Source organism: Yersinia enterocolitica, assembly GCA_002082245.2.
GTDB classification, from domain to species: Bacteria; Pseudomonadota; Gammaproteobacteria; order Enterobacterales; family Enterobacteriaceae; genus Yersinia; species Yersinia enterocolitica_E.
The window spans coordinates 1,557,827-1,578,994 of sequence record NBTC02000002.1 but is presented as its reverse complement, the minus strand read 5'-3'; the positions used below and the strand labels follow the sequence as shown (position 1 = coordinate 1,578,994).

Below are 21,168 nucleotides of genomic sequence, written 5' to 3'. Positions count from 1 at the left end.
ATGTCGCAGGGATTACCTGTTTCTAACATCGTCAATGTGACGGTGAATATGGCTGTGCGTGCTGCCATGGCGCGGAACTTTGGTTCCCTGCTGGTGGTTGGCCCGTCGCCTGTTATCGATGCTCACGAACGTCTGCGCAGCTATTCAAGCGCGACAGATATAGCATCTGACTTTGGTCTGGATGCGCCTGAGTATAAAGCCGCTAATTTGTATTATCAGCAATCCCCACAACCGATTGATTCCTATGTCGGCCGCTGGGTGAAAGAGGATGCGGCCGGACTGTTGCGCGGGGCGATTTTGAACCCGACGCAGCAGCTTATGGCTAACTTTACCGCCGTGGTAGATGGTTCGATGAAAATCACGGTAGATGGTACGGTCAAAACAGTAACTGGCGTTGACTGGTCAGCGGAAACCAATCTGAACGGTGTCGCCGCGCGCGTGGCTGACAAGCTCACCACTGCAACCGTTATCTGGAATGGTTCTCGCTTCATCATCACATCCAAAACCACGGGTGCAGCATCGGCGGTTGGTTATGGTTCTGCCAATACCACCGGCACCGATATTTCTGTACTGATGGGATTGATTGAGAGCGCCGGTGCGCTGCCGGTTCAAGGTCTGACGAGTGAAACTATTCAGGCATGCATCTATAAATTGGCTGACATGTCTACCCGCTGGTATGGGCTGGTTATTGCCGACCCATCATTAAGCGATACAGACGTGATCAGTATTGCCTCGTTTATCCAGAGTGATGATGTTTCGCGGGTTTACGGGCATACCACGCAGGTAACCTCTGCCCTGGATGCGGATATTGATACGGATATTGCCAGCAAACTGAAAGCGGCTAAATATGCCCGTACCCTGGTGCAGTATTCCAGTGCCAGCCCGTATGCCGCCGCCTCTATTTTTGGTCGTGCGTTTACCGTGAACTTTAACGGTAATAACACCACCATCACGCTGAAATTTAAACAGCAGCCGGGCATTACCGCTGAATCACTTTCCCAGTCGCAAGCCAATGCGCTGAAAGCGAAGAATTGCAATGTGTTCGTCAATTACGACAACGACACGGCGATTATTCAGGAAGGTGTGATGTGCAATGGCGATTTCTTTGATGAGCGCCACGGCCTCGACTGGTTGCAGAACTACGTACAGAACAACCTCTACAATCTGCTATTTACCAGCACTACCAAAATTCCACAGACAGATGCCGGTGTGACTCGCTTGCTGACCAATGTAGAGAAATCACTGGATCAGTCGGTCACTAACGGGCTGGTGGCTCCGGGTGTATGGGGTGGTGATAGTTTTGGTGTACTGGAAACCGGCGACACGCTGACCAAGGGCTATTACGTGTACGCACCGCCAGTGGCATCACAGGCGCAGGCTGACCGTGAAGGGCGTAAAGCGCCGGTGATGCAGTCTGCAACCAAGCTGGCCGGTGCTGTTCACTACGCCGATGTCATTATCAATGTTAACCGCTAAGGAGCTGATGAATGTCTACTTATAGCTTTATGGACGTTACCGCCTCTATTACTGGTGTAGGCGGTTCATTCGATCTGGGTTATGGCGCCGCCGTCGCCGAAGAGGGGATCACGACCTCAATGATCGAGAATAAAAACACCATGACCATTGGTGCAGACGGTGAGGGTATGCACAGTCTGCATGCGGGGAAAGGTGGCACGGTAACGGTAAACCTGCTGAAAAACAGCCCGGTTAATCGCAAGTTATCAGCCATGTATAACGCGCAATCTCAGTCGAGTGCGACGTGGGGTAATAACATTATTCTTATCCGCAACACTGCCAGCGGTGACGAGTTCGCGGCGCGTGGCTGTGCATTCCAAAAACAACCGGATTTCAATAATGCTAAAGACGGCGCACTGGTGCCGTGGGTATTTGACTGCATCAAGGTTGACCAACTGCTGGGTACTTTTTAAGGAGTAATTAATGGAATTCACGATTAAAGGTATCGAGTACCGCTCTAAGAAACTCGACGTATTCGCGCAGTTGAAAGTGTCGCGTAAGTTGCTGCCTTTGCTGGCTGGCATCCTCAAAGACCTGCGAAGCGGTACCGTGACGATTGAAACGGCGTTACCCAGTATCGCCCAGTCACTTTCGGATATCAGCGAAGAGGACTGCAACGCCATTATTCACCCCTGCTTGGCGATGGTGTCACGTAAGCACGGCAGCGCCTATAACCCGATTTTCACCAATAGCGAACTGATGTTTGATGACATTGATTTGATGGCAATGTTGCAAATTGTTGGTCGGGTGGTAGGCGACTCCATGGGAAATTTTTTGCGCGAACTCCAAGAGAGCGAAACGGTGGAGCCGCCAGCGGCTTAATGCTGGATACGTTGCCGGGTGGTGAGGATTTTATCTTGCGCCCGGTAAAGCATCAGCTCACGACCATGGGGGAAATCAAAAGCGGGAATATCGACTTACTCGATATCGCATTGTTGAATGATTACCTCGATCTGGAGGCTGAGAACCAGGCGAAAATAGACAAGTGGAGATCCGATAAATGAGCAACGCTGAAACCATTAAGGATTTCCTGGTCAGTCTTGGCTTTGAACTGGATGAGGCAGGGGAGAAGAAATTCTCCGCTGTGGTCGCTGGCGTCACGGCCAATGTGTTGAAGATGGGCGCAGTGGTCGAAGGGGCGGCGCTGGCCGTTGTTGGTTTTACTACCAAAATTGCCAGTGGGTTGGATAAGGTTTACTTCGCTTCTCAGCGTACCGGTGCATCGGTGGCGGGTATTAAGGCGCTGGGTTATGCCGCTTCACAAATGGGCGTGGATGCTGCGTCAGCGCAAGGCTCACTCGAAAGTCTAGCCAGATTTATTCGCAACAGTCCCGGTGCTGAGGGTTTCCTTAATAGGCTTGGCATTCAGACCCGCAGCGCGAATGGCAGTATGCGCGATACATCAGCAATTTTTACCGGCCTTAGTGCAAAACTGAGCAGCATGCCGTATTACCGTGCTAACCAATACGCGCAGATGCTGGGTATTGATGAAAATACACTAATGGCAATGCGTAAGGGGCTGGGGCAGTTCAGTTCTGAGTATGCGCTAACCGCTAAAAAGATCGGCTTTAATGCTGAAGTTGCTGCCAAACAATCTAACCGCTTCATGACGTCCATGCGTGATCTCTCTATGACGCTCGGTCAGGCGAGAGACAAAATAGGTTCAAATCTGGCGGATGGGCTGGCGGGGGATATTGATTCTCTGCGCAAGCAACTTCTGGATAACTGGCCGAAGATTGAAGCGGTGTTGATGAAAGTTATCAAGGGAGTTCTATGGGCGGGGGATGCGGTCACGCGCGTATTATGGCGTACCGGTCAGGCGGTCGGTGATGTCATCAACTGGTTTAAAAAGCTAGACCCGATAACGCAGCAACTCATTATGTTGTTTGGCGGTTTGCTGCTGGCATGGCGTTTACTCAACACTGCGTTCCTGACATCGCCAGTGGGCATTGTGTTCTCGTTGGGCGCGGCGATTTTTGCCCTGTACGACGACTATAAAACATGGAAGGAGGGCGGGAACAGCCTGATTGATTGGGGGCAGTGGGAACAAGAAATAAACGCTGCGCTAAAAGGAATGGATGAGTTAACTAAATCCATTAAAGGCGTTGGCGTTGAGATTGCCAGGCTACTCAACATTAATCTGAAAAACTGGACGCTAAAAGGTGACATCGAGAACCTGACGAAGCAATTCGGCGAGTTTGGCAAGATGTTATCGATGATCGGTGACCTGATTAATGCATTGAAAGAGGGCAATTGGGGTGAGGTAGCCAGAATAGGAAAAGCGCTACTTAGTCAGGGCGGTGATCAGCCGGATGCAATGCCAGTCGTAACCGACCTCGGGAATAGTTCTGCCGATTGGGTTAAAGATAAAACCGGATTTGACCCGAGAAGCGTTGGCCGGTGGTTGCGCGGTGAGGGTGATTCAGCAGATCCGAGAGGAATACGGAATAACAATCCGGGAAACATTAACTACGTAGGGCAGGATGGTGCATCACTGGAGCGCCCCGGTGGTCGTTTTGCGAAGTTTGAGACGGCCTATGATGGACTCAAAGCCATGGCTCGACAGTTAATGCGTTACTTTACTGGCAAGACCACAGGTAAACCGCTGCAAACCCTCAATGATATTATTTCGACGTGGGCACCTGGAAGCGAAAACAACACGGGGGCTTATGTAGCTCAACTGTCAAAAATGCTTAACGTTCACCCTGATGCAGTTTTAAATTTGGAGAATCCGCAGGTAATGTCGGCGCTGATGGGGGGCATTATCCATCATGAGAACGGGCGCAACCCCTACAGTAGTGAGTTGATATCACGTGCGGCTGGTGGAATGCAACAGCAAGGATTGCAGCAGGAAACGAACATCTACATCACGGGTGTTTCTGATCCGGTATCAGCAGGTAATGAAGTCGCCGGCAGGCAGACCAATGTCAACGCAAGGCTAACTCAGCAATTAAGTACACCAACCCGATAGGAGGGTGAATGGATATTCTTTCTGCCATCTTCCGGCAGCAAACGCGAAAAATTGGGTTGCTGGTACCCAGTGTGATTATCTCTGAAAAGCATCAAGATGCGCTGGAGATAACCGAGCACCCCGTTGAAGTCGGGGCCGCAGTTAACGATCACGCCTATAAACGTGCCGCTGAGGTAACAATGGAGGTGGGTTTTGCGGGTGGTGGCTCATTACTGGATTTTGTGGATACTTCAACGATAGGCTTGAGCCTGGGTAAAAGCCCGGAGGAGGTCTATCAAGAACTGCGTGAGTTACAGGAAAGTAGAGAGCCATTCGATGTTATTACCGGTAAACGGAAATACAGCAACATGCTGATCCGTGGCATTGAGGTCACAACCGATAAAACCAGTGAAAACGTGTTGATGTGCGTTCTTACCCTGCGTGAAGTCATTATGTCTCAAACTGAGTCGATCAAAGTGGCCGACAAAGAAAATATGCAGGAAGGGGTAAGCACTTCGGCTATGCAAAACACCGGCACCAAAGCACCGGCCCCAGCAAACAATTCACTGTTAAAATCTGGTCTTGATTGGGTAACGGAGAACTTTAAATGAATGTTCAAGAAATCCCGTTAACGGCCAATAATCAGTTTTTCAATATCGCCCTTGGAGAAATCTCACTTAACCTGCGCCTGGTCTATCGTGATGTCGCGGGCTGGATAATGGACGTGAGAGATAGCGGCGGTGCTGACATGCTTTGCGGTGTTCCGCTGGTGGTCGGTGTTGATCTGATTGAGCAATATCCTAATCTGGGTATCAATGGTGTTTTTGCTGTGCTCAGTGATGATAGCCGGGAGGAATACCCGACAAAAACCAACCTTGGCACCGGTAGCCATTTATATTTTGTGCAGAATAGCTAAATCAATCCACGCAATTTAACCCGCCACTGAGCGGGTTTTTTTATGAGGTTTTCATGAGTAAGAACTGGATACGCCACTTTGAGTTGATGCTATTGGATAACGAAGGTAAGGGGATTAATTTCACTGATTTTAAAGTGACGTTTAATATTGAGTGGTACAACACTTCATTCCCTCGAGCGGCCATCTTCAAGATTTATAACCTGTCACAAAATACTATTAACCGGATCACCGGTACCGAGTTTTCAAAGCTCCGATTGATTGCCGGTTACGATGGCTCAACCTCACCAGACGGCCAACAGGAAGATGCTAACTTCGGTGAGATTTTCTCGGGTGATATCCGCTATACCATTACCGGCAGAGATAACCCCACGGATACTTTTATTCTGATACAGGCTATTGATGGTCATAACGCATTTATTAACGCCACAATAAACCAGACGGTGGCGGCGGGTTATACCGTGGCCGATATTAACAATTTGCTTATGCGTAACCTTGCCCCGTTCGGCATAACTCAGGGGATCATGCCGGAAATGCCACCCACGGTATTCCCCCGAGGTAAAACCATGTACGGTATGACGCGAGATTATCTGGATAACGTCGCCAAGCAATGCAAAGCCACCTGGCAGTTTGTGAACGGCAAGGTTGATATGGTGCCGAATGATAAGTATGTGCATGAAGCCATTGTGCTGAATAGCAATACTGGCTTGATTGGCATGCCACAACAAACCATTGGATCTGGTGTTAACGTTCGTTGCCTGATCAACCCTAACATTCGCTTAAATGGCCTCATTCAACTGAACCAAGAATCCGTATATCGTGCGACGCTCTCCAGCCGCGATGTTCAAATGTCAGGCGGCAGGCTTGAAGATCAAAATGATAATGGCAACGTGACCGTTAACGGCCTTGTTAACCCACCGGCTAGCATTGCGACCGATGGAGTGTATATCGTCAGAGGTATTAGCTATACTGGCGATACGCGCGGCAACCCGTTTTATATGGACATGATGTGTGAAGCGCGTGGGGCTAAGGATTTGTGGTCATCTTCCAATTTTAATAAAACGGCGTAAATGCAATGAAATTGAAATCGTTAATTTTGTTTTTTGCTCTGATAGGTTGTGTGTCTACAGCAAATGCCGCTTTCCAGTGTTCTGGTTATCACTTGGCAGCAAACGATAACGATGGTTTTATTCGGGTTAACGGCGAAAGAGTGACCTCTCAGAAAATCACCTTTATCAAATCGCAGGGTGATTACGCAAACACTAAAACCGACATGGGTCTAATGCCTGCCCGCGATGGCAACATGTACGGCTTCCAGTTTATCAAGCGTGATGGCAAAGCCTTTCTGAATGTTCAACTCCTACAAAACAGTATGGATGCCCCAAAAATTATAGGTTCATTCCCCTGCAAGAAAGTAAGTTAGCTAAATAGCTTAGCCCCACAGAACCCGCCAATGTGCGGGTTTTTTATTGGAGTTTTTCCATGACGGTATCAACAGACTCCCGCTCGGGAGAGTTAGCCGAAACACTGCGAACATTACAATCATCAGTATCGTCTCAATTGCGCGTATCGATGCCGGGGATTGTTCAGTCCTTTGATGCTGACAGTGTGACTTGCGACATTCAGATCGGCATTAAAGGCGAATCAGGCGGGGAATCAACAAACCTCTCGGTGCTGACTAATGTGCCTGTTGTATTCCCGCGCGGCGGTGGCGTCACCATGACATTCCCCATCAAGTCAGGGGATGAGTGCTTATTGGTTTTTGGTGATCGGTGTATTGATTTTTGGCACCAGTCAGGCGACATACAGGAAACTGTTGATGAGCGTCAGCATGATTTCTCGGATGCGTTCGCCATCATTGGCCCCCAGTCACAGGCAAAGAAAATTAGCGGCATCAGTACCAGCGCCGCGCAGTTCCGTAGTGACGATGGCTCAACCTACTTTGAAATAAATCCGACGACCAAAAAAATTAAAATCGTGGCACCTGGTGGCCTCGATGTGGAGACACCTAAAGCGGAATTCTCAGCCGAGGTTCTGGTTAATGGACTGTTTACATTCCTTGGCGGGCTGGTGGGGAGTGCGGCGGCGGGTGTTTCTGCGAAAATCACTGGCGCTATCGAGTTTGTCGGCACCCTGACCTCTAACGGCAAGACGATTGACGATACTCACACCCACAAAGACGTGCAGCCAGGTACCGGCAGCTCAGGCAAGGTAAATTGATATGCGCTATCGAAGAGAGGACGAGAACGGCGATTACACATTCGGTCAGGGTGATAACACATTCCTGATTGACTCTCCGGAGGCGGTCGCTCAGGCAGTGAAAACCCGCTTTGAGTTATGGCGCGGCCAATGGTTTTTAGATTTAACTGAGGGTACGCCTTATATCCAGTATGTACTCGGCAAGCAACGGTCTGATGTTTACATTTTGGCTATCCGTGAGCGCATCCTTGATACGCAGGGCGTTAACGCGATCCTTGAGTTTGAAGCCAATTATACCGGCGAGACTCGCCGCGTCACTTTTACCGCAACAATAGACACTATCTACGGGACCACAACCGTTACCAGCGAGGCTTAAATGTTAAACCTTGATACGCTAGGGCTGAATGCAATTGTCAGCGCTACGGGGATAACTGCGCCCGATTTTGAGACTATCCGCAGCACGTTGGTGAGTTATTTTCAGGAGATTTACGGCACTGACAGTTATTTGGATGCTGATAGTAAGGATGGGCAAATGGTCAGTATTTACGCGCTGGCAATCCACGACGCGAACAATAGCGCCATTGCTGTTTATAATTCATTCTCTCCGGCTACCGCAGTAGGAAATGGACTTTCCAGCAATGTGAAAATTAACGGTATTAAGCGCAATAAGGAGACAAACTCAACCGTTGACCTGTTGATCACGGGTAATGTTGGGCTGGAAATTACCAATGGGGCCGCGCGTGATGCTGATGGCGTTCGCTGGGATTTACCGGTAAGTGTGATTATTGGTCTGGATGGGACGGCAACCGCAACGGCTATTTGCTCAGTACCAGGTGCGATTGTTGCACTGGCCAATACTGTGAACGAAATAGCAACACCGACGCGAGGTTGGCTAAGCGTCAATAACCCCATAGGGGCGACTCCGGGGAAACCGGTAGAAGTAGATGCGGAGTTGCGTGTCAGGCAGGCGGTATCAGTGGCGCTACCTTCGCGCACGGTTCTGGATGGTATTTTAGGGGCTATCGCGGGCATCAGTGGCGTTGAGCGGTATCGCGGCTATGAGAACGACACCAGTATTACAGATGGTGACGGAATACCCAGCCACTCAATCTCTATCGTAGTTGATGGTGGGGATGCGACAGAAATCGCCCAAGCCATTGCCCTGAAAAAGGGGCCGGGTTCTGGAACATATGGCACTACAACAATTCCGATTACGGATAAGTATGGGATTGTTCACCCGATTAATTTCTTCCGAAAAGGCACCGTACAGATTTATGTCAGATTAGAAATTAAAGCCCTACAGGGATATACCTCGTCAATCGGAACTGAGATCAAAAACTCAATAGCGGAATATATTAATAAAATAGAAATTGGTGAGCCGGTTCGTATTAAGCGGCTTGATCTACCTGCGCAATTAAATGGCAGCATTGAACGGCTGACTTACGATATTACCCTTTTGGAAATCGGCACTTCCCCAGTAGCGCTATCTGAAAACAATATCGAGATAGCATTTAACGACGCAGCAGCTTGTGTGCCGGAGAATATAACCTTAGTGGTGACTTAATGAGTGAGACTAAATACCAACGTCTCATCACGTCCTATCATAAGAATAAGCCTAAGTTTTACGATCATATATCCTTGATCACCGTACCGTTCCTCGGTATCCAGCAAACGACAAATCAACTTACAAACGACTTTGACCTCGATAGCTCAATAGGCAATCAGGAGGATGCTGTCGGTCTGTGGGTGGGCATTGGACGAAACATCAGAACGCCAATCACCGATGTCTATTTTTCACTGGATACCGAGGGGCTGGGTTTTGATCTGGGGAGTTGGAAAGGACCGTATGACTCGTTAACAGGCTTCACGCGACTGGACGATGAGACTTACCGCACGATACTTCGGGCAAAGATACAGGCCAATCACTGGGACGGTACCGTCGAAACTCTCAGTGATATCTATCAGAGTATTTTCCCTGACGGGCGCACCAAGATATTCGCCGTCGATAACTTTGACATGACCATGACTGTTTACATTGCCGGTGAGCAAATCTCATCAGTGATGCGAGCGGTTATTGCACAAGGATATTTAGACGTTAAACCGGCTGGTGTTGGCGTCACGAATTACATCATTTCAACTGAGGCCGGTGCATTATTCGGCTTCGATTTAGATAACGAATATTCCCGAGGATTCGATAGTGCATCCTGGGGTTCACCATTAAGGGCAACAAATGTCTAATCAAATTCTTCCTTTTGGGATCAGTGCAGGCGCAAACGTCATTCCTTATGCTGATTATGAGGCGCTTCCAGCCCGTAGCGGTGGTTTTGTCTCTGGGGTGGCAAGGTCTGAACAACTTAATACTGTGTGGCGCCAGTCATCATTTGTGGCTTCTGTGCTGGCTCAGTTTATTGCAAGTCATTCGGGGCAGGATGTTCTGGATGATGGTGATACGGCAAAGTTGCAAACTAACTTGGAACTGGCGATTAAAACGTATGCTAATAGCAATTTACCAGCCGCATCGACTACCACACCAGGAATAACTCAGTTGAGTAGCTCAATCAACAGCTCAAATGAAACTTCGGCAGCAACGCCGAAAGCTGTTAAAACGGTCAACGATGGAATACCAGCTTTTTTGACAGGTGTTATTGGCACATCCCGCAATGCAAAAATGAGCGTTACAGCAGCATCGGCAACAGCCACTTTCACGGCAGATGAATTGATCGTGCAAACGGCGCTAGGTGGGCGTCAGTACAAACTGAGTAGTTTTAGTAAAACAATTAACCTTGCCACCACCGGTGCTGGCGGCATGGACACTGGCACCGTTCCGGCGGCGGGCTTTGTCGCGCTGTATGCGATTTATAACCCAACCACCCAGGTATCCGCATTGCTAGCAGTCAATGCTACGTCAGTGCTGGCCCCTGAAGTATATGGCGGGGCCAATATGCCGTCTGGCTACACAGCTTCCGCACTTGTCAGCGTGTGGAGAACTGCAAGCAGCCAGTTTACTGTCGGGTATCAGTTAGACCGTTCTATTTCATTCCCTAGAATAACTGTACTGACTACAACAACAGGAACGACACCGCTACTGCCAATAAATATGCCCAATTACTTACCTATAAATGCTAAGTATTGCAGCGTAGATGGCGCATTGGGGACATCTACTAATGGCGTTGTTGGCATGGCATTTTCATCGTCTCTTTCTGGTATCGCTTGGCGGGCAAGCGCAATGACCACTACGGCAGGTTATGGGTCAACATATGCAGCTATGAATATCCCGGTAATCACTGCACAAACCATTTATTACTCTGCTAATGCAACGGTTGGCACATTAAGCAATTTTGCATCTAATTTAGTTGATTATGTATTTTAACTAGGGAGTCATATGGATATTTTATATGTGCAATTTTCTGATGGAACAGAAACAGTAATTATTAGCTGGTTCTGTTGCCAACAATCATCGGAATATTACCATTTATTAGGAGAGGTTTATGCGAATGACCTAAGATATATTACATATTTTGAATCTCTTCCTGAGTGGTTAAAACCACTATTGCCTCAACCTATATATCTGTAGGTTTACCGGGCAGAAATGCCCGGTTATTATTTGAAAATATTACCATGCATCTTAAGGTATTCAATGCCAAATTGATGCGATGAGTAATCAGTTAAATGTGACCAATCCCTATACACTGGATAGCCATTAATGTCAGTTTTACATACCCCATATGAGCATTGTAAGTCATACATGTTTATTAAAATCAAGGTGGGAAATTTATTTTTTAACCGTAAAAACATATTATCAATCCAAATCCTATATTCGTCATTTTTATAATTACTATCGAAATCACAGGTGGATTTTAATAATTCTCTTGATTTGTATTTTTTCATCACACAAGAGTTTTGCTGTATTTTTGCCAGATAGAATGGATTTTGATTTTTATAAGCGTCAAAAATCCCAATGATAATAATTGGTTTGGCGTTGCTATTAATTATTTTAGTTATGGAGCTTTCAAGGCCTTTCTCTAGTTTTTCCTTTGCTTCGCTGGTGTTGGAGTGATTTTCATTACTAATATATCTCCCCCACGTTTGACTTATAATTACATACTGATAAAACCCTTTTTTGATTTTATTGTAATTTTCATTAGTTCTATTTGTACATATATTTTTTTCAGATTGGTCATCACCTTCTACAGCTAAGCATCCACCAAGTGAACTTGATTCTAGTGATATATCATTATCTTTAATGATAGATTTCAAAAACTGCCAAGAATGATCAGAGTATGAGTCTCCCATGACAATCGCGGATTTTTTTGCGCCTTCATTAAAGTGACAATTAAGCATTATTAGACTTAAATCCTCTACATTGCATTCATTTCTTATTCTATCCATCCAATTGTATTGAATCGTTTTATTATGAACTAAGTTCATATAGCTGCTACCTAATCGCGATGGAATGCCACTAGTAGCTTTACTTTTATGGTTCAGTGTGGATACAAGGATATATGGTATTAGCACTAAAACTACTAAAGTTTTCCAGAAGGATAATGAGTTTTTTCTTCTGAAAAAAGTCTCAACATAACGATAAGAGAAAATAGCAAGTAAGAATGATAAAAGTAACGCTAATGAAATAACGCTCCATGTTTCTTTTATACTTAAGTTTCTAATAAATGCCAGTACCGGCCAATGCCAAATATAAAGAGAGTATGATATCAACCCAATGAATACTATTGGTTTTATCGATAATATTTTTGTTGCAAATCCTTTGTTTTTTGAACCACCCAAATATATTAAAATGGCAGAGCTTAAACAAACGAGTAGTGCATATTTATTTGGGTAGAATTCCAAGATTCCATCACTAACCCCGATAGAAACAATGATTACAATACAACAAAACCCAATAGTCGAGTTTAACCACAGCGGAATTCTGTCAACCTTCAACACTCCAATAACAGCTAAAGACGAACCAATGAGCATTTCAAAAATACGACCTGAAAAACTATAGTAATACTTTAGTGAGTTTTTATCGTTAAAAACAAAAGATAGTTTTTTTATTCCATCTAATTGTATTGAAACTGATCCGAAATGAATTCCTATTATCATCAATGTTGTAAATGGTAATATCCAATATGCCCATTTTTTGATGTTAAGTAATTTAAAAAATACAAACATTAAAAAAGGAAGCAATAAATACCATTGCCACTCCACAGATAATGACCACGTATGCAACAAAGGCATAATGCTTACATCATCTGTAAAATATCCATTATTCAAATTGGAGAAGTAATTATTTGATGAAAATGAAGATGCGTATCTTAGACTGTTGGTATACTTTAAATAATCATCAGGAAGATATGTTAGTGTAGTTATTATTGTTACTACAATTATTAAAGCTATGAAAACAGGCTGTAATCTCCATAATCTTCTTTTGAAAAAATCAACAAAAGAAAAATCACCCTTTTCTAATCCATTTTTTATACCTAATGTTATCAAATATCCTGATATTACAAAAAAAACATCTACACCAACAAATCCAGAATTAACACCGAATACTTTAGCATGAAAAAATAAAACAAGTATTACAGCAATCGCCCTTAATCCATCAATGTCAGGGCGGTATTTTTTATTTGACAGGACTAGTGGTGATTCTTTCATTTTTCTTGTAAACCTTTGTCAAACATGTTGATTTCATTGTAAAAAATCAGTGATTATATAAAATAGATTGTTAATACTAAGCGAGTAGTTACCACACTTCAATGATTTTCCCTGAATAGGTCTAGTCATGCCTATGCCCACGCATGGGGATGGTTGGGAGGGATGCCTATCGAGGTGGTACCCAAATACAAAACCGGGCTTAATGGCCCGGTCTATACATTCGCATTATTGGCTGGTGGCTTAAGGCTGGAACCAATCATCAGCACTTTCCCACGTATCCTGTAAAATTTCTTCGACCGTCTTTTTGTCCTCATTACCCCCACCAAGAACCGTTAACCCATCTGCCCCCGCAAACCTCACTTTTACGTCAAAATCGCTAAATTTACGATTAAGGCGATTCGTTAATTCTTCAGTAAGTGCGTTGGTGTAGCCAGCCGGAAAACTCTTCGCGTTCAGCTTATCTATAGTCACTTCGACACGCAGCATAAATCCCCCTCAATTAAATATCGATAACCAGCCACTGATCTGCTTCATCAAACATTTCCTCAACCAGCCGATTGAGAATAGCCTTATCACCTTTGCTGGCGTCGGTATTGATGCCGTTCGCTTGCATTGGCTTAACCTTGACCTCAGCTTTAGGGAAGGCACGGTGCACACGCTTGGTTAGTTCAGCCAGGATAAGTTCATTGGCACCTGGTATCTCTTTCACGTTTCGCTTATCGTAAACCAGTTCAACTTTCATAAATCCCTCTCAACTGTGATAACAAGTTTTAGTGTTAACATCTTCAATACCAGACTCGATATAGTCCACGCGCCTCTGTAGTTCTCTAATTAGTTTTTTAGCGGCTTCCAAACGAATCATGACTTGTTGGTCTGGGTAATGCTCCGGCTCAATCTGCCTGAAGCCAGTGAGGGTATCGGTGAATGACGATCGCATAATAATGAACTCACCAAAGGCACTGTGAGCCGTATCAAAAGAAGTCAGTTCCCTCATCCCTGTAAATTCATCTTTAGGATTTCTTGCCATTGTATCACCTCGCTAATTTACTGTTTATTTATACAGTAATAGCGGAGAGGAATTCAATTGGTTTTTTAGCGGTAGAGTGGGAGTTGATAGTATTCCAAAGATTTCGCGGACAAATTGAGTACATAACTGAGTACATAACCAAAGGTTTTCATTATATAATGATATATATTTCAAGTGGTTATATCATTTATTTCATAATCGTGAATGTAGAAAGTAGGTTGCTTATTTTTATCTGACATTATTCGGTTTAACCCTTTTTACTATGGTCATTCTTTAGTGATGGGCCACCGTTTTGGTGGTAAGCCGCAGTGACCAATAACGTTAGTGTTAGAATATCATTTCAGGTGCGCCGAGACGTCAGGATTTATTTCGACATACTTATGTTTTGCCAGAAACATGTCGATCTAATTAGTATTTACCTACCGTTTACTCAGCTATTCATACAATTCGCCTACTAAATGACACGGTAGGACTCATGGTGAAAAAACTTCTGCTAACCGGCGCAACAGGGTTTCTGGGCGGGGCAGTGCTTGAAAAGTTATTGTTGGCAGACGCCGATTTTAATTATTTATTATTAGTACGGGCGACTACGCCGGAACAGGGGCTAAACCGTATCCGTGAAAATCTGGCGAAATTTTATCTCCCCAGTCAGCGGCTGAATAAAATAAATATCAACCATATTTTATTAGGCGATTTGGCAGAGCCGGATAGCTTTATTAATGACCCACGTATTGATGATGTGACCCATGTTATTAACTGTGCTGCTGTCGCGTCATTTGGTAATAATCCCTTAATCTGGAAAGTAAATGTAGACGGCACTCTGGCATTTGGCAAAAGAATGGCAAATGTAGTGGGTTTACAGCGCTTTATCCACGTGGGTACCGCCATGTCGTGCACACCAGATGCCGGAACGGTGGTTAGCGAGCAAGTATTATCAGCGCAAGATGATGCGCATTTAGTGGAATATACCAAGTCCAAATCAGCTATTGAGCGATTGTTGGCAGAGCAATGCCCGAATTTACCGCTGGTATTAGCCCGGCCATCGATTGTCGTTGGGCATACCCGTTTGGGGTGTCAGCCCTCTAGCAGTATTTTCTGGGTATTTCGCATGGCATTAATGCTGCGTAAGTTTATGTGCTCATTGGATGACTATATCGACGTTATCCCGGTCGATTATTGTGCGGATGCTCTGTTGTGTATTTTGTTCCATCCCCACTTGACCGAAAATATTTATCATATTTCTGCCGGAGAAAAAGACAGCGTCAGTTTTGCCGAAATTGATCAAGCCATGTCCTCGGCGGCACGGCAAAAACCGATGGGTACAGATTATTGCCAGGTAGACTACGGTGCTTTGGTGCAGATGCGTAACCAACTAAAAAGCATTTTCGGCCCCTGCAATGAGCGCTTAATGTTGAAAGCCATGCGTTTATATGGCTCTTTTGCCGTGTTAAATGTGCGGTTCAGTAATGAACGCCTGCTCAGTTTGGGTATGGCAAGATCACCACGCTTCACCGATTATATTGCCTGTTGTGTGGAGTCCAGCTATGGAATAACTATCCAGCAACAAATGGCGGTTGATTTTAAGTAAGCATCTCTCCCCGCGTGACGACAGACTGCGGGGAATAACTTTTCCCGTTTATGTCTCGTCACTGATTATTCGCTACTTTTACTAACTTTTAACCCCGTGCCAGCCGGTTATAACTCAGCTAAACTTAGGTTTTAGTGTTTTATTGGACGTAGGTATATTGTGCGCTTGAATAAAAAAATCTCGCCACTGGATAACTTGATTTATAGTCACTATCGCCTTACGCATGCTTTGCGAATTACGCTGGCATTTATCTTAACTTTCCTGATTATTCGCTTATTGGCTATCCCAGAAGGCACCTGGCCGTTGATCACGCTGGTCGTGGTTATGGGGCCGATATCTTACTGGGGAAATGTGTTATCCCGAGCGATGCAACGTATTGGCGGCACGGTGTTTGGCGCGATATCTGGCCTGATTGCCCTCTATCTTGAATCCTATTCGCTGACGTTCATGCTGGTCTGGTGCGGGGTTATCATGTTTCTGTGCGGCTATTTGACGTTGGGTAAACGGCCCTATATGGCACTCTTGATTGGTATCACGCTGGCGGTAGTTTGTGGATCTGCGCCGGGTGATATGAATACCGCACTGTGGCGTAGTGGCGATGTTATTTTTGGCTCCCTGCTGGCGTTAGTCTTTACCAGTGTTTACCCACAACGCGCCTTTACGCATTGGCGCATGCAGATGAGCGATAATCTGCGTGCTATCAGCCAGGTCTATGCCGCTTACCTGTCACCGAATGTGGTCGAACGCCCACGATTAGAACCTAAATTGAAAACCGTCCTGAGTCAGTCGGTTAAAATGCGCACTTTTATTGCTCCTGCCAGTAAAGAATCCCATATTAATAAAGATGTTTTTGAAGCCATCCAAACATTGAGCCGGAATTTAATATGCACACTGGAATTGCTGGTGGATGCTTACTGGTCGTCACGTGAAAGCCATTTTATTATGCTTAATGCTAAAGGGTTACGCAGCACCCAACTGATGACTATTCGCACTCTGAATACGTTGAGTGACAGTTTGCGTGATGGCTCACCAGCACGTGAGCGAGAGGTTGCCGCCGAGTTAAGTGAAATTGCGGCCGAACTGAAATCATTGATGCTGGCGGTAACGCAGGGGCAGCAGGTAGAAACGCCCATTTATGGCTATGTTTGGCTGAGTATGGAGCTAACCAAACAGCTTGAGGAACTCGACGATCTGATTAATATGACGTTGCGCAGGTGATCTCTCGCCGCTAAAGGCAGATGAAATTTCTGTCTGGCGGGTAAAGCAGGTAAGATAAGCCAATGAATCTTGTCACCAGGTACGACAAAGCGGTATGGTGCAGGTAGCCTGGTCACCAGCAATTGAATTTGTGTAAAACTTAAGTGAAGGTGTAAAAATGGATAATGCAATTAAGCCGACTTTCCAGGACGTTTTGGAGTTTGTGCGTATGTTTCGTCGCAAAAACAAGTTGCAGCGTGAAATCGTTGATAACGAAAAGAAAATCCGTGATAACCAAAAACGCGTTCTGTTGCTCGATAACCTGAGTGATTACATCAAGCCAGGGATGAGTATTGAAGAAATTCAGGCCATTATCGCGGACATGCGTACTGCTTATGAAGATCGTGTTGATGATTACACCATCAAAAATGCCGATCTGTCTAAAGAACGTCGTGAATTGTCGAAAAAACTGAAAGCGATGGGCGAAGTTAAGTAACTTCACCACGGTTTAATAGCTTATTTTAACGCTATTAAGAGAAAGGCTGGCATCAATTGCCAGCCTTTTCTTTTGGCTAAAATGGCCCTAACTTGACGGTTTGTTCTGCCGCAAGAAACTAAACGCTGGGATTTTCGCACCTTTGACAAAGATAAACGCCAGCAGTAACAAGCCCCACAGCGCCATAGTGATATAACTACTGACACCCATGATATTCAACCCGCTTTCCAGCATTTGCAGCAGGAACAGCGCCAGTACAATGCCGAATACTTTGCCAAATCCACCATCGGGATTTACCCCACCCAGTACGGTTGCCAAAATAGTGATCAGCAACAGCGACTCACCGTAGGATGCTTTGGCTGAGTTCAGTTTTGACATCATTAATAAGGCCGCTACCGCACACAGTAAAGATGAAATTACATACACCCAAACCAGTGTGCGGCGCGTGTTAATCCCAGAGAAGAAGGTGGCTTTCTCATTAGAACCGGACAAATAGATTTGGCGGCCCAATGGTGTTTTAGCCAGAATCAGCCAGATGGTCAGTGCTACCGCGACGAACAGATAAAGTGGCACTGGCACACCGAGAAAGTTGCTGCGATCCAGTGCCAGTACATAGTTCGGGAAGTTTGAGATAGCCGAACCTTTGGAGATAAGTACATTCACGCCTTTGAGCAACGTCATGATGCCCAGAGTGGCCAGAATAGGGGATACTCGTACCACCGAGATAAGTATCCCGTTGATAAGCCCCACAACCAATGCTACCGAGGCACCCGCCAGTAACATCAACATCATTGAACTGAACGTTGGCGCAAGATGGGTACAAACCCATGCCATCACCAGGGCGCTGGCATTCGCGGTAGCAATAATCGATAAGTTAATCCCACCGGTCAGCATAGTAATCGCCATTGCCAGAGTTAATACCCCCGCGACAGGGATTTGCGAAGCGATGGATTGGAAGTTAGCCGCCGACCAAAATACCTGTGGAATAAATAGGCTGAATCCTACGCCGACCAGCACCAGCAGGGCAACCAGCCAGCGTTCGGTATGATCACGTTGCGTTGTTTTCGACATGGTTATATCCCTACCTTATGGCGTTGGCCCCAGGCCGTCACACTGATACTGATGACAATTACCAGCCCGATAACCACGGTATGCCAGTACGACGAAATGCTCAGTAAATTCAAACCATTTTGTAATATTGCCAGCAAAATCACCCCCAGCAAGGTACCGGTAAGTGTTCCACGACCACCCACAATACTGGTACCGCCGAGCACCACGGCTGCCAGCACTGTAAGCTCATAGCCCAGTAATGAATCAGGCGCTACGGTTAATACGGTATAAGACTGTACTACGCCGGCGATGCCGGACAAAAAGCCCATATAGCCATACACGAACAGTTGCAGTTTGAGAATACTGAACCCCATGCGTGACGCCGCTTCCTGATTGCCCCCTAAGGCATAGATTTGCCTGCCAATACTGGTGCGGGTCATCAGTAGAGCGGTAACAATAATGGTAATTAGCAGCGTTAGAATAGGGAGCGACAGGCCGTAGTCATAACCATCGGCAGCGGTAAAGGCGAACAGCATTGGCCCGTGTTCAAACCATTCAGGGTAGCTATACAGCCAAACACCACGGCTGAGATACAACAGTAAGCCATAGAAAATATTCAGTGTGGAAATGGTGATAATGATCGACGGTACGCGTAAGCGGTTAACCAGCAGGGCATTAACCAAGCCCAAAAGTAGGCCGATACCACCAGCCAGCGCAAAAGCTACCGGGAAGTTGCCACCAAACTTCACAATTAATGTCACCATGACATATTGCGAAATAATGGTCATCGCCGGGAATGAAATATCAATACCGCCAGAAATCAATACGATAAATAAGCCACAGGCCAAAATGGTTAACATGGCATAGTTATTTATCAGATCATAAATATTGGCAAGGGTCAGAAAATCCGGGCTGGTGAACGCAAGATAAGTCGAAATAAGCAAAATAGTGAATGCCAGCATCACTTCATGGCGTTTTAGTTGTTCTTTATTGAATAAACCTGTTTTACCTACCGCAGATTTATTAACTGCATGGGGGTTAGCCATTTACTACCTCCGCAATGGCTGCTTCGCTACTGTTACCCGGTAAAAACTCTTGTACCAGTCGCCCGGCCCGCATCACTAAAATACGGTGGCTATTGAAATAAGCTTCATCAATTTCATCGCAGACCATTAACACTGCGATACCGCGAGCTGCCAATGCATTGATAATATTATAGATACCGGCTTTGTTAGCGATATCCACACCTACGGTGGGGGAGTCAAGGATCAAAATTTGCGGATCGGTTGCCAGCCATTTAGCGATAGCAATGCGCTGCGCATTGCCGCCAGACAGCGTATTGACTGGAAGGTCGCTGTTGCCGATTTTGATCGACAGGTGTTTCACCATATCCTCGACCAGCGTATCGACCCGCTCACTACGCATCAGATGGAACACGTTTTTCAGGCGATGCAGAACAGTGGCACTGATATTGTCACGAATGGATTGTTCCATAATCAGCCCGGTGCTCATTCGGTCTTCTGACACATAACCGACCCCCGCCGCAATAGCATCACGGTTACTGCTGAAATACATCGGTTTATCGTTAATTCGGATGGTGCCTGACTCCGGCGAGGTCAAACCGAATAAACTAAGACACAGTTCAGTGCGGCCAGAACCGAGCAGGCCCACCAACGAGACAATTTCCCCCGGATGCAGCGTCAATGAGATGTTGTGATATTCATTACTACGGCAAAGCTCCTCCACGGCCAGCACCGGCGGGTGGGCGGCACTGTAGGGCGGTAGCACCTGAAAATCAAATTTCATGCCGGTCATCAGCCACGCCAGTCGCTGGTTGTCCACTTCGGTGGCCGGGTAAGTGCCAACCCAATCACCATCCTTTAGCACCGTGATGCGGTCTGAAATCTCCAACACTTCACTTAATCGGTGGCTGACAAAGACTACGCAGATATTGCGTGATTTCAGTTCATGTACCACCCGCAGCAAGCCATTAACTTCTTGTCGGGTGAGGGAGGCGGTAGGCTCATCCATCACAATCAACCGGGCATCCTGTGCCAAGGCACGGCAAATAGCCACCAGTTGCTTCTGGGCGATGGGCAAATTCTCAACCAGTTCATCCAGATTGAGATGCGCATCAATGCTGCTGATCACCTGCTCAGCCGTGGCGCGCATCTGGCGTTTGTCCACCCACAGGTGATGGTGATAATGGTTCATGGCGATATTCTCAGCCACAGTCAGGTTCGGGAATAACGACAAATCCTGATAAATTACCTGAATCCCTAAGCGAACGGATTCAATCGGGGTCAGGCTTGAGTAAGTTTTGCCATCAATGGTAATCGTGGCATCAGCATCGGGCTGATAGACACCGGAAATAATCTTGATGAGGGTCGATTTGCCACACCCGTTTTGCCCTGCAAGACAATGTACTTCACCGGGTAACAGGGTCATAGCCACTTTATTTAGCGCTTTGACGCCATAAAAGGTCTTACTAACATTTTCCAGGGTAATAAATGGCTGCATATATCCTGTGTCCTTTTGATTCTTAATTAATTAATTGCGGAACCAGACAGGGCGTCCGGCT

At 46.0% G+C, this 21,168-nt stretch carries 25 protein-coding genes; 18 read left to right on the top strand and 7 right to left on the bottom strand.

Annotated features, from left to right (window positions below):
• From A6J66_008595 to A6J66_008530, 14 genes are all read left to right on the top strand, one after another.
• On the top strand, positions 1-1,476 hold the full coding sequence (locus A6J66_008595; GenBank protein PNM24243.1) for a DUF3383 domain-containing protein: 1,476 nt from the start codon (positions 1-3) through the stop codon (positions 1,474-1,476).
• A gap of 11 nt (positions 1,477-1,487) precedes the next feature.
• Positions 1,488-1,928 (top strand): DUF3277 domain-containing protein, encoded by a 441-nt coding sequence (locus A6J66_008590; GenBank protein PNM24242.1) that lies wholly within the window; start codon positions 1,488-1,490, stop codon positions 1,926-1,928.
• Between the two features lie 10 nt (positions 1,929-1,938).
• On the top strand, positions 1,939-2,337 hold the full coding sequence (locus tag A6J66_008585; protein ID PNM24241.1) for a hypothetical protein: 399 nt from the start codon (positions 1,939-1,941) through the stop codon (positions 2,335-2,337).
• Between the two features lie 11 nt (positions 2,338-2,348).
• Entirely contained in the window at positions 2,349-2,519 is a 171-nt protein-coding gene (locus tag A6J66_008580) for a lytic transglycosylase (GenBank protein ID PNM26947.1), read from the top strand.
• Positions 2,516-4,486, top strand: coding sequence for a lytic transglycosylase (locus tag A6J66_008575; protein ID PNM24240.1), 1,971 nt, complete (start codon positions 2,516-2,518; stop codon positions 4,484-4,486). Before A6J66_008580 ends, A6J66_008575 begins: the two co-directional genes overlap by 4 nt.
• Positions 4,487-4,494: 8 nt before the next feature.
• The gene (locus A6J66_008570) at positions 4,495-5,076 is read left to right on the top strand and encodes a hypothetical protein (GenBank protein PNM24239.1); all 582 of its coding nucleotides are present in this window, start codon (positions 4,495-4,497) and stop codon (positions 5,074-5,076) included.
• A gap of 113 nt (positions 5,077-5,189) precedes the next feature.
• The gene (locus A6J66_008565) at positions 5,190-5,381 is read left to right on the top strand and encodes a hypothetical protein (GenBank protein PNM26946.1); all 192 of its coding nucleotides are present in this window, start codon (positions 5,190-5,192) and stop codon (positions 5,379-5,381) included.
• A gap of 53 nt (positions 5,382-5,434) precedes the next feature.
• Positions 5,435-6,448: a hypothetical protein gene (locus tag A6J66_008560; protein PNM24238.1), complete on the top strand. Its 1,014-nt coding sequence runs from the start codon at positions 5,435-5,437 to the stop codon at positions 6,446-6,448.
• Between the two features lie 5 nt (positions 6,449-6,453).
• On the top strand, positions 6,454-6,801 hold the full coding sequence (locus tag A6J66_008555) for a hypothetical protein (GenBank protein ID PNM24237.1): 348 nt from the start codon (positions 6,454-6,456) through the stop codon (positions 6,799-6,801).
• Positions 6,802-6,860: 59 nt separating this feature from the next.
• Positions 6,861-7,598, top strand: coding sequence for a translation initiation factor IF-2 (locus A6J66_008550; GenBank protein PNM24236.1), 738 nt, complete (start codon positions 6,861-6,863; stop codon positions 7,596-7,598).
• A gap of 1 nt (position 7,599) precedes the next feature.
• The gene (locus A6J66_008545) at positions 7,600-7,953 is read left to right on the top strand and encodes a hypothetical protein (GenBank protein ID PNM24235.1); all 354 of its coding nucleotides are present in this window, start codon (positions 7,600-7,602) and stop codon (positions 7,951-7,953) included.
• The gene (locus tag A6J66_008540) at positions 7,954-9,141 is read left to right on the top strand and encodes a hypothetical protein (GenBank protein ID PNM24234.1); all 1,188 of its coding nucleotides are present in this window, start codon (positions 7,954-7,956) and stop codon (positions 9,139-9,141) included.
• A complete protein-coding gene (locus A6J66_008535; GenBank protein ID PNM24233.1) occupies positions 9,141-9,815 on the top strand; it encodes a DUF2612 domain-containing protein in 675 nt (224 codons plus the stop codon). Before A6J66_008540 ends, A6J66_008535 begins: the two co-directional genes overlap by 1 nt.
• Positions 9,808-10,947, top strand: a complete 1,140-nt coding sequence (locus A6J66_008530; protein ID PNM24232.1) for a hypothetical protein — start codon at positions 9,808-9,810, stop codon at positions 10,945-10,947. The genes A6J66_008535 and A6J66_008530 overlap by 8 nt, the downstream gene beginning before the upstream one ends.
• A 230-nt stretch (positions 10,948-11,177) precedes the next feature.
• Here the strand turns inward: A6J66_008530 and A6J66_008525 are convergent, their stop codons facing one another.
• From A6J66_008525 to A6J66_008510, 4 genes are all read right to left on the bottom strand, one after another.
• Complete coding sequence (locus A6J66_008525; GenBank protein ID PNM24231.1) at positions 11,178-13,229, bottom strand: acyltransferase; 2,052 nt, start codon at positions 13,227-13,229, stop codon at positions 11,178-11,180.
• Positions 13,230-13,469: 240 nt separating this feature from the next.
• Positions 13,470-13,715 (bottom strand): damage-inducible protein, encoded by a 246-nt coding sequence (locus tag A6J66_008520; GenBank protein ID PNM24230.1) that lies wholly within the window; start codon positions 13,713-13,715, stop codon positions 13,470-13,472.
• 13 nt (positions 13,716-13,728) lie between these two features.
• The gene (locus A6J66_008515; protein ID PNM24229.1) at positions 13,729-13,971 is read right to left on the bottom strand and encodes a DinI family protein; all 243 of its coding nucleotides are present in this window, start codon (positions 13,969-13,971) and stop codon (positions 13,729-13,731) included.
• A gap of 9 nt (positions 13,972-13,980) precedes the next feature.
• The gene (locus A6J66_008510) at positions 13,981-14,223 is read right to left on the bottom strand and encodes a hypothetical protein (GenBank protein PNM26945.1); all 243 of its coding nucleotides are present in this window, start codon (positions 14,221-14,223) and stop codon (positions 13,981-13,983) included.
• Positions 14,224-14,255: 32 nt separating this feature from the next.
• Between A6J66_008510 and A6J66_008505 the strand changes: the two genes are divergently transcribed.
• The 4 genes from A6J66_008505 (at position 14,256) to A6J66_008490 (ending at position 17,537) form a co-directional block, all read left to right on the top strand.
• A complete protein-coding gene (locus tag A6J66_008505) occupies positions 14,256-14,492 on the top strand; it encodes a hypothetical protein (GenBank protein PNM24228.1) in 237 nt (78 codons plus the stop codon).
• Between the two features lie 242 nt (positions 14,493-14,734).
• Positions 14,735-15,844 carry an NAD(P)H-binding protein gene (locus A6J66_008500; GenBank protein ID PNM26944.1) on the top strand — a complete coding sequence of 370 codons (1,110 nt, stop codon included), beginning with the start codon at positions 14,735-14,737 and terminating at the stop codon, positions 15,842-15,844.
• Positions 15,845-16,003: 159 nt separating this feature from the next.
• Entirely contained in the window at positions 16,004-17,062 is a 1,059-nt protein-coding gene (locus A6J66_008495; GenBank protein ID PNM24227.1) for an FUSC family protein, read from the top strand.
• A 157-nt stretch (positions 17,063-17,219) separates the two neighbouring features.
• Positions 17,220-17,537, top strand: coding sequence for a hypothetical protein (locus tag A6J66_008490; GenBank protein ID PNM24226.1), 318 nt, complete (start codon positions 17,220-17,222; stop codon positions 17,535-17,537).
• 87 nt (positions 17,538-17,624) lie between these two features.
• Here A6J66_008490 and A6J66_008485 read toward each other — a convergent pair whose 3' ends face one another.
• Genes A6J66_008485 through A6J66_008475 form a run of 3 tightly spaced genes read right to left on the bottom strand, consistent with a single transcriptional unit; the run spans position 17,625 to position 21,041 of the window.
• The gene (locus A6J66_008485) at positions 17,625-18,608 is read right to left on the bottom strand and encodes an ABC transporter permease (protein ID PNM24225.1); all 984 of its coding nucleotides are present in this window, start codon (positions 18,606-18,608) and stop codon (positions 17,625-17,627) included.
• A 2-nt stretch (positions 18,609-18,610) separates the two neighbouring features.
• Positions 18,611-19,633 carry an ABC transporter permease gene (locus A6J66_008480; GenBank protein PNM24224.1) on the bottom strand — a complete coding sequence of 341 codons (1,023 nt, stop codon included), beginning with the start codon at positions 19,631-19,633 and terminating at the stop codon, positions 18,611-18,613.
• Positions 19,626-21,041: a sugar ABC transporter ATP-binding protein gene (locus tag A6J66_008475; GenBank protein ID PNM26943.1), complete on the bottom strand. Its 1,416-nt coding sequence runs from the start codon at positions 21,039-21,041 to the stop codon at positions 19,626-19,628. Before A6J66_008475 ends, A6J66_008480 begins: the two co-directional genes overlap by 8 nt.
• Between the last annotated feature and the right edge of the window lie 127 nt (positions 21,042-21,168).

Bases quoted from the DNA above. Each gene is read 5' to 3' on its own strand.
- A6J66_008590 (PNM24242.1), top strand. From the start codon at position 1,488: ATGTCTACTTATAGCTTTATGGACGTTACCGCCTCTATTACTGGTGTA.
- A6J66_008560 (PNM24238.1), top strand. From the start codon at position 5,435: ATGAGTAAGAACTGGATACGCCACTTTGAGTTGATGCTATTGGATAAC.
- A6J66_008550 (PNM24236.1), top strand. From the start codon at position 6,861: ATGACGGTATCAACAGACTCCCGCTCGGGAGAGTTAGCCGAAACACTG.
- A6J66_008535 (PNM24233.1), top strand. From the start codon at position 9,141: ATGAGTGAGACTAAATACCAACGTCTCATCACGTCCTATCATAAGAAT.
- A6J66_008555 (PNM24237.1), top strand. From the start codon at position 6,454: ATGAAATTGAAATCGTTAATTTTGTTTTTTGCTCTGATAGGTTGTGTG.
- A6J66_008540 (PNM24234.1), top strand. From the start codon at position 7,954: ATGTTAAACCTTGATACGCTAGGGCTGAATGCAATTGTCAGCGCTACG.
- A6J66_008480 (PNM24224.1), bottom strand. From the start codon at position 19,633: ATGGCTAACCCCCATGCAGTTAATAAATCTGCGGTAGGTAAAACAGGT.
- A6J66_008485 (PNM24225.1), bottom strand. From the start codon at position 18,608: ATGTCGAAAACAACGCAACGTGATCATACCGAACGCTGGCTGGTTGCC.
- A6J66_008530 (PNM24232.1), top strand. From the start codon at position 9,808: ATGTCTAATCAAATTCTTCCTTTTGGGATCAGTGCAGGCGCAAACGTC.
- A6J66_008490 (PNM24226.1), top strand. From the start codon at position 17,220: ATGGATAATGCAATTAAGCCGACTTTCCAGGACGTTTTGGAGTTTGTG.
- A6J66_008520 (PNM24230.1), bottom strand. From the start codon at position 13,715: ATGCTGCGTGTCGAAGTGACTATAGATAAGCTGAACGCGAAGAGTTTT.
- A6J66_008545 (PNM24235.1), top strand. From the start codon at position 7,600: ATGCGCTATCGAAGAGAGGACGAGAACGGCGATTACACATTCGGTCAG.
- A6J66_008595 (PNM24243.1), top strand. From the start codon at position 1: ATGTCGCAGGGATTACCTGTTTCTAACATCGTCAATGTGACGGTGAAT.
- A6J66_008515 (PNM24229.1), bottom strand. From the start codon at position 13,971: ATGAAAGTTGAACTGGTTTACGATAAGCGAAACGTGAAAGAGATACCA.
- A6J66_008525 (PNM24231.1), bottom strand. From the start codon at position 13,229: ATGAAAGAATCACCACTAGTCCTGTCAAATAAAAAATACCGCCCTGAC.
- A6J66_008575 (PNM24240.1), top strand. From the start codon at position 2,516: ATGAGCAACGCTGAAACCATTAAGGATTTCCTGGTCAGTCTTGGCTTT.
- A6J66_008585 (PNM24241.1), top strand. From the start codon at position 1,939: ATGGAATTCACGATTAAAGGTATCGAGTACCGCTCTAAGAAACTCGAC.
- A6J66_008510 (PNM26945.1), bottom strand. From the start codon at position 14,223: ATGAGGGAACTGACTTCTTTTGATACGGCTCACAGTGCCTTTGGTGAG.
- A6J66_008570 (PNM24239.1), top strand. From the start codon at position 4,495: ATGGATATTCTTTCTGCCATCTTCCGGCAGCAAACGCGAAAAATTGGG.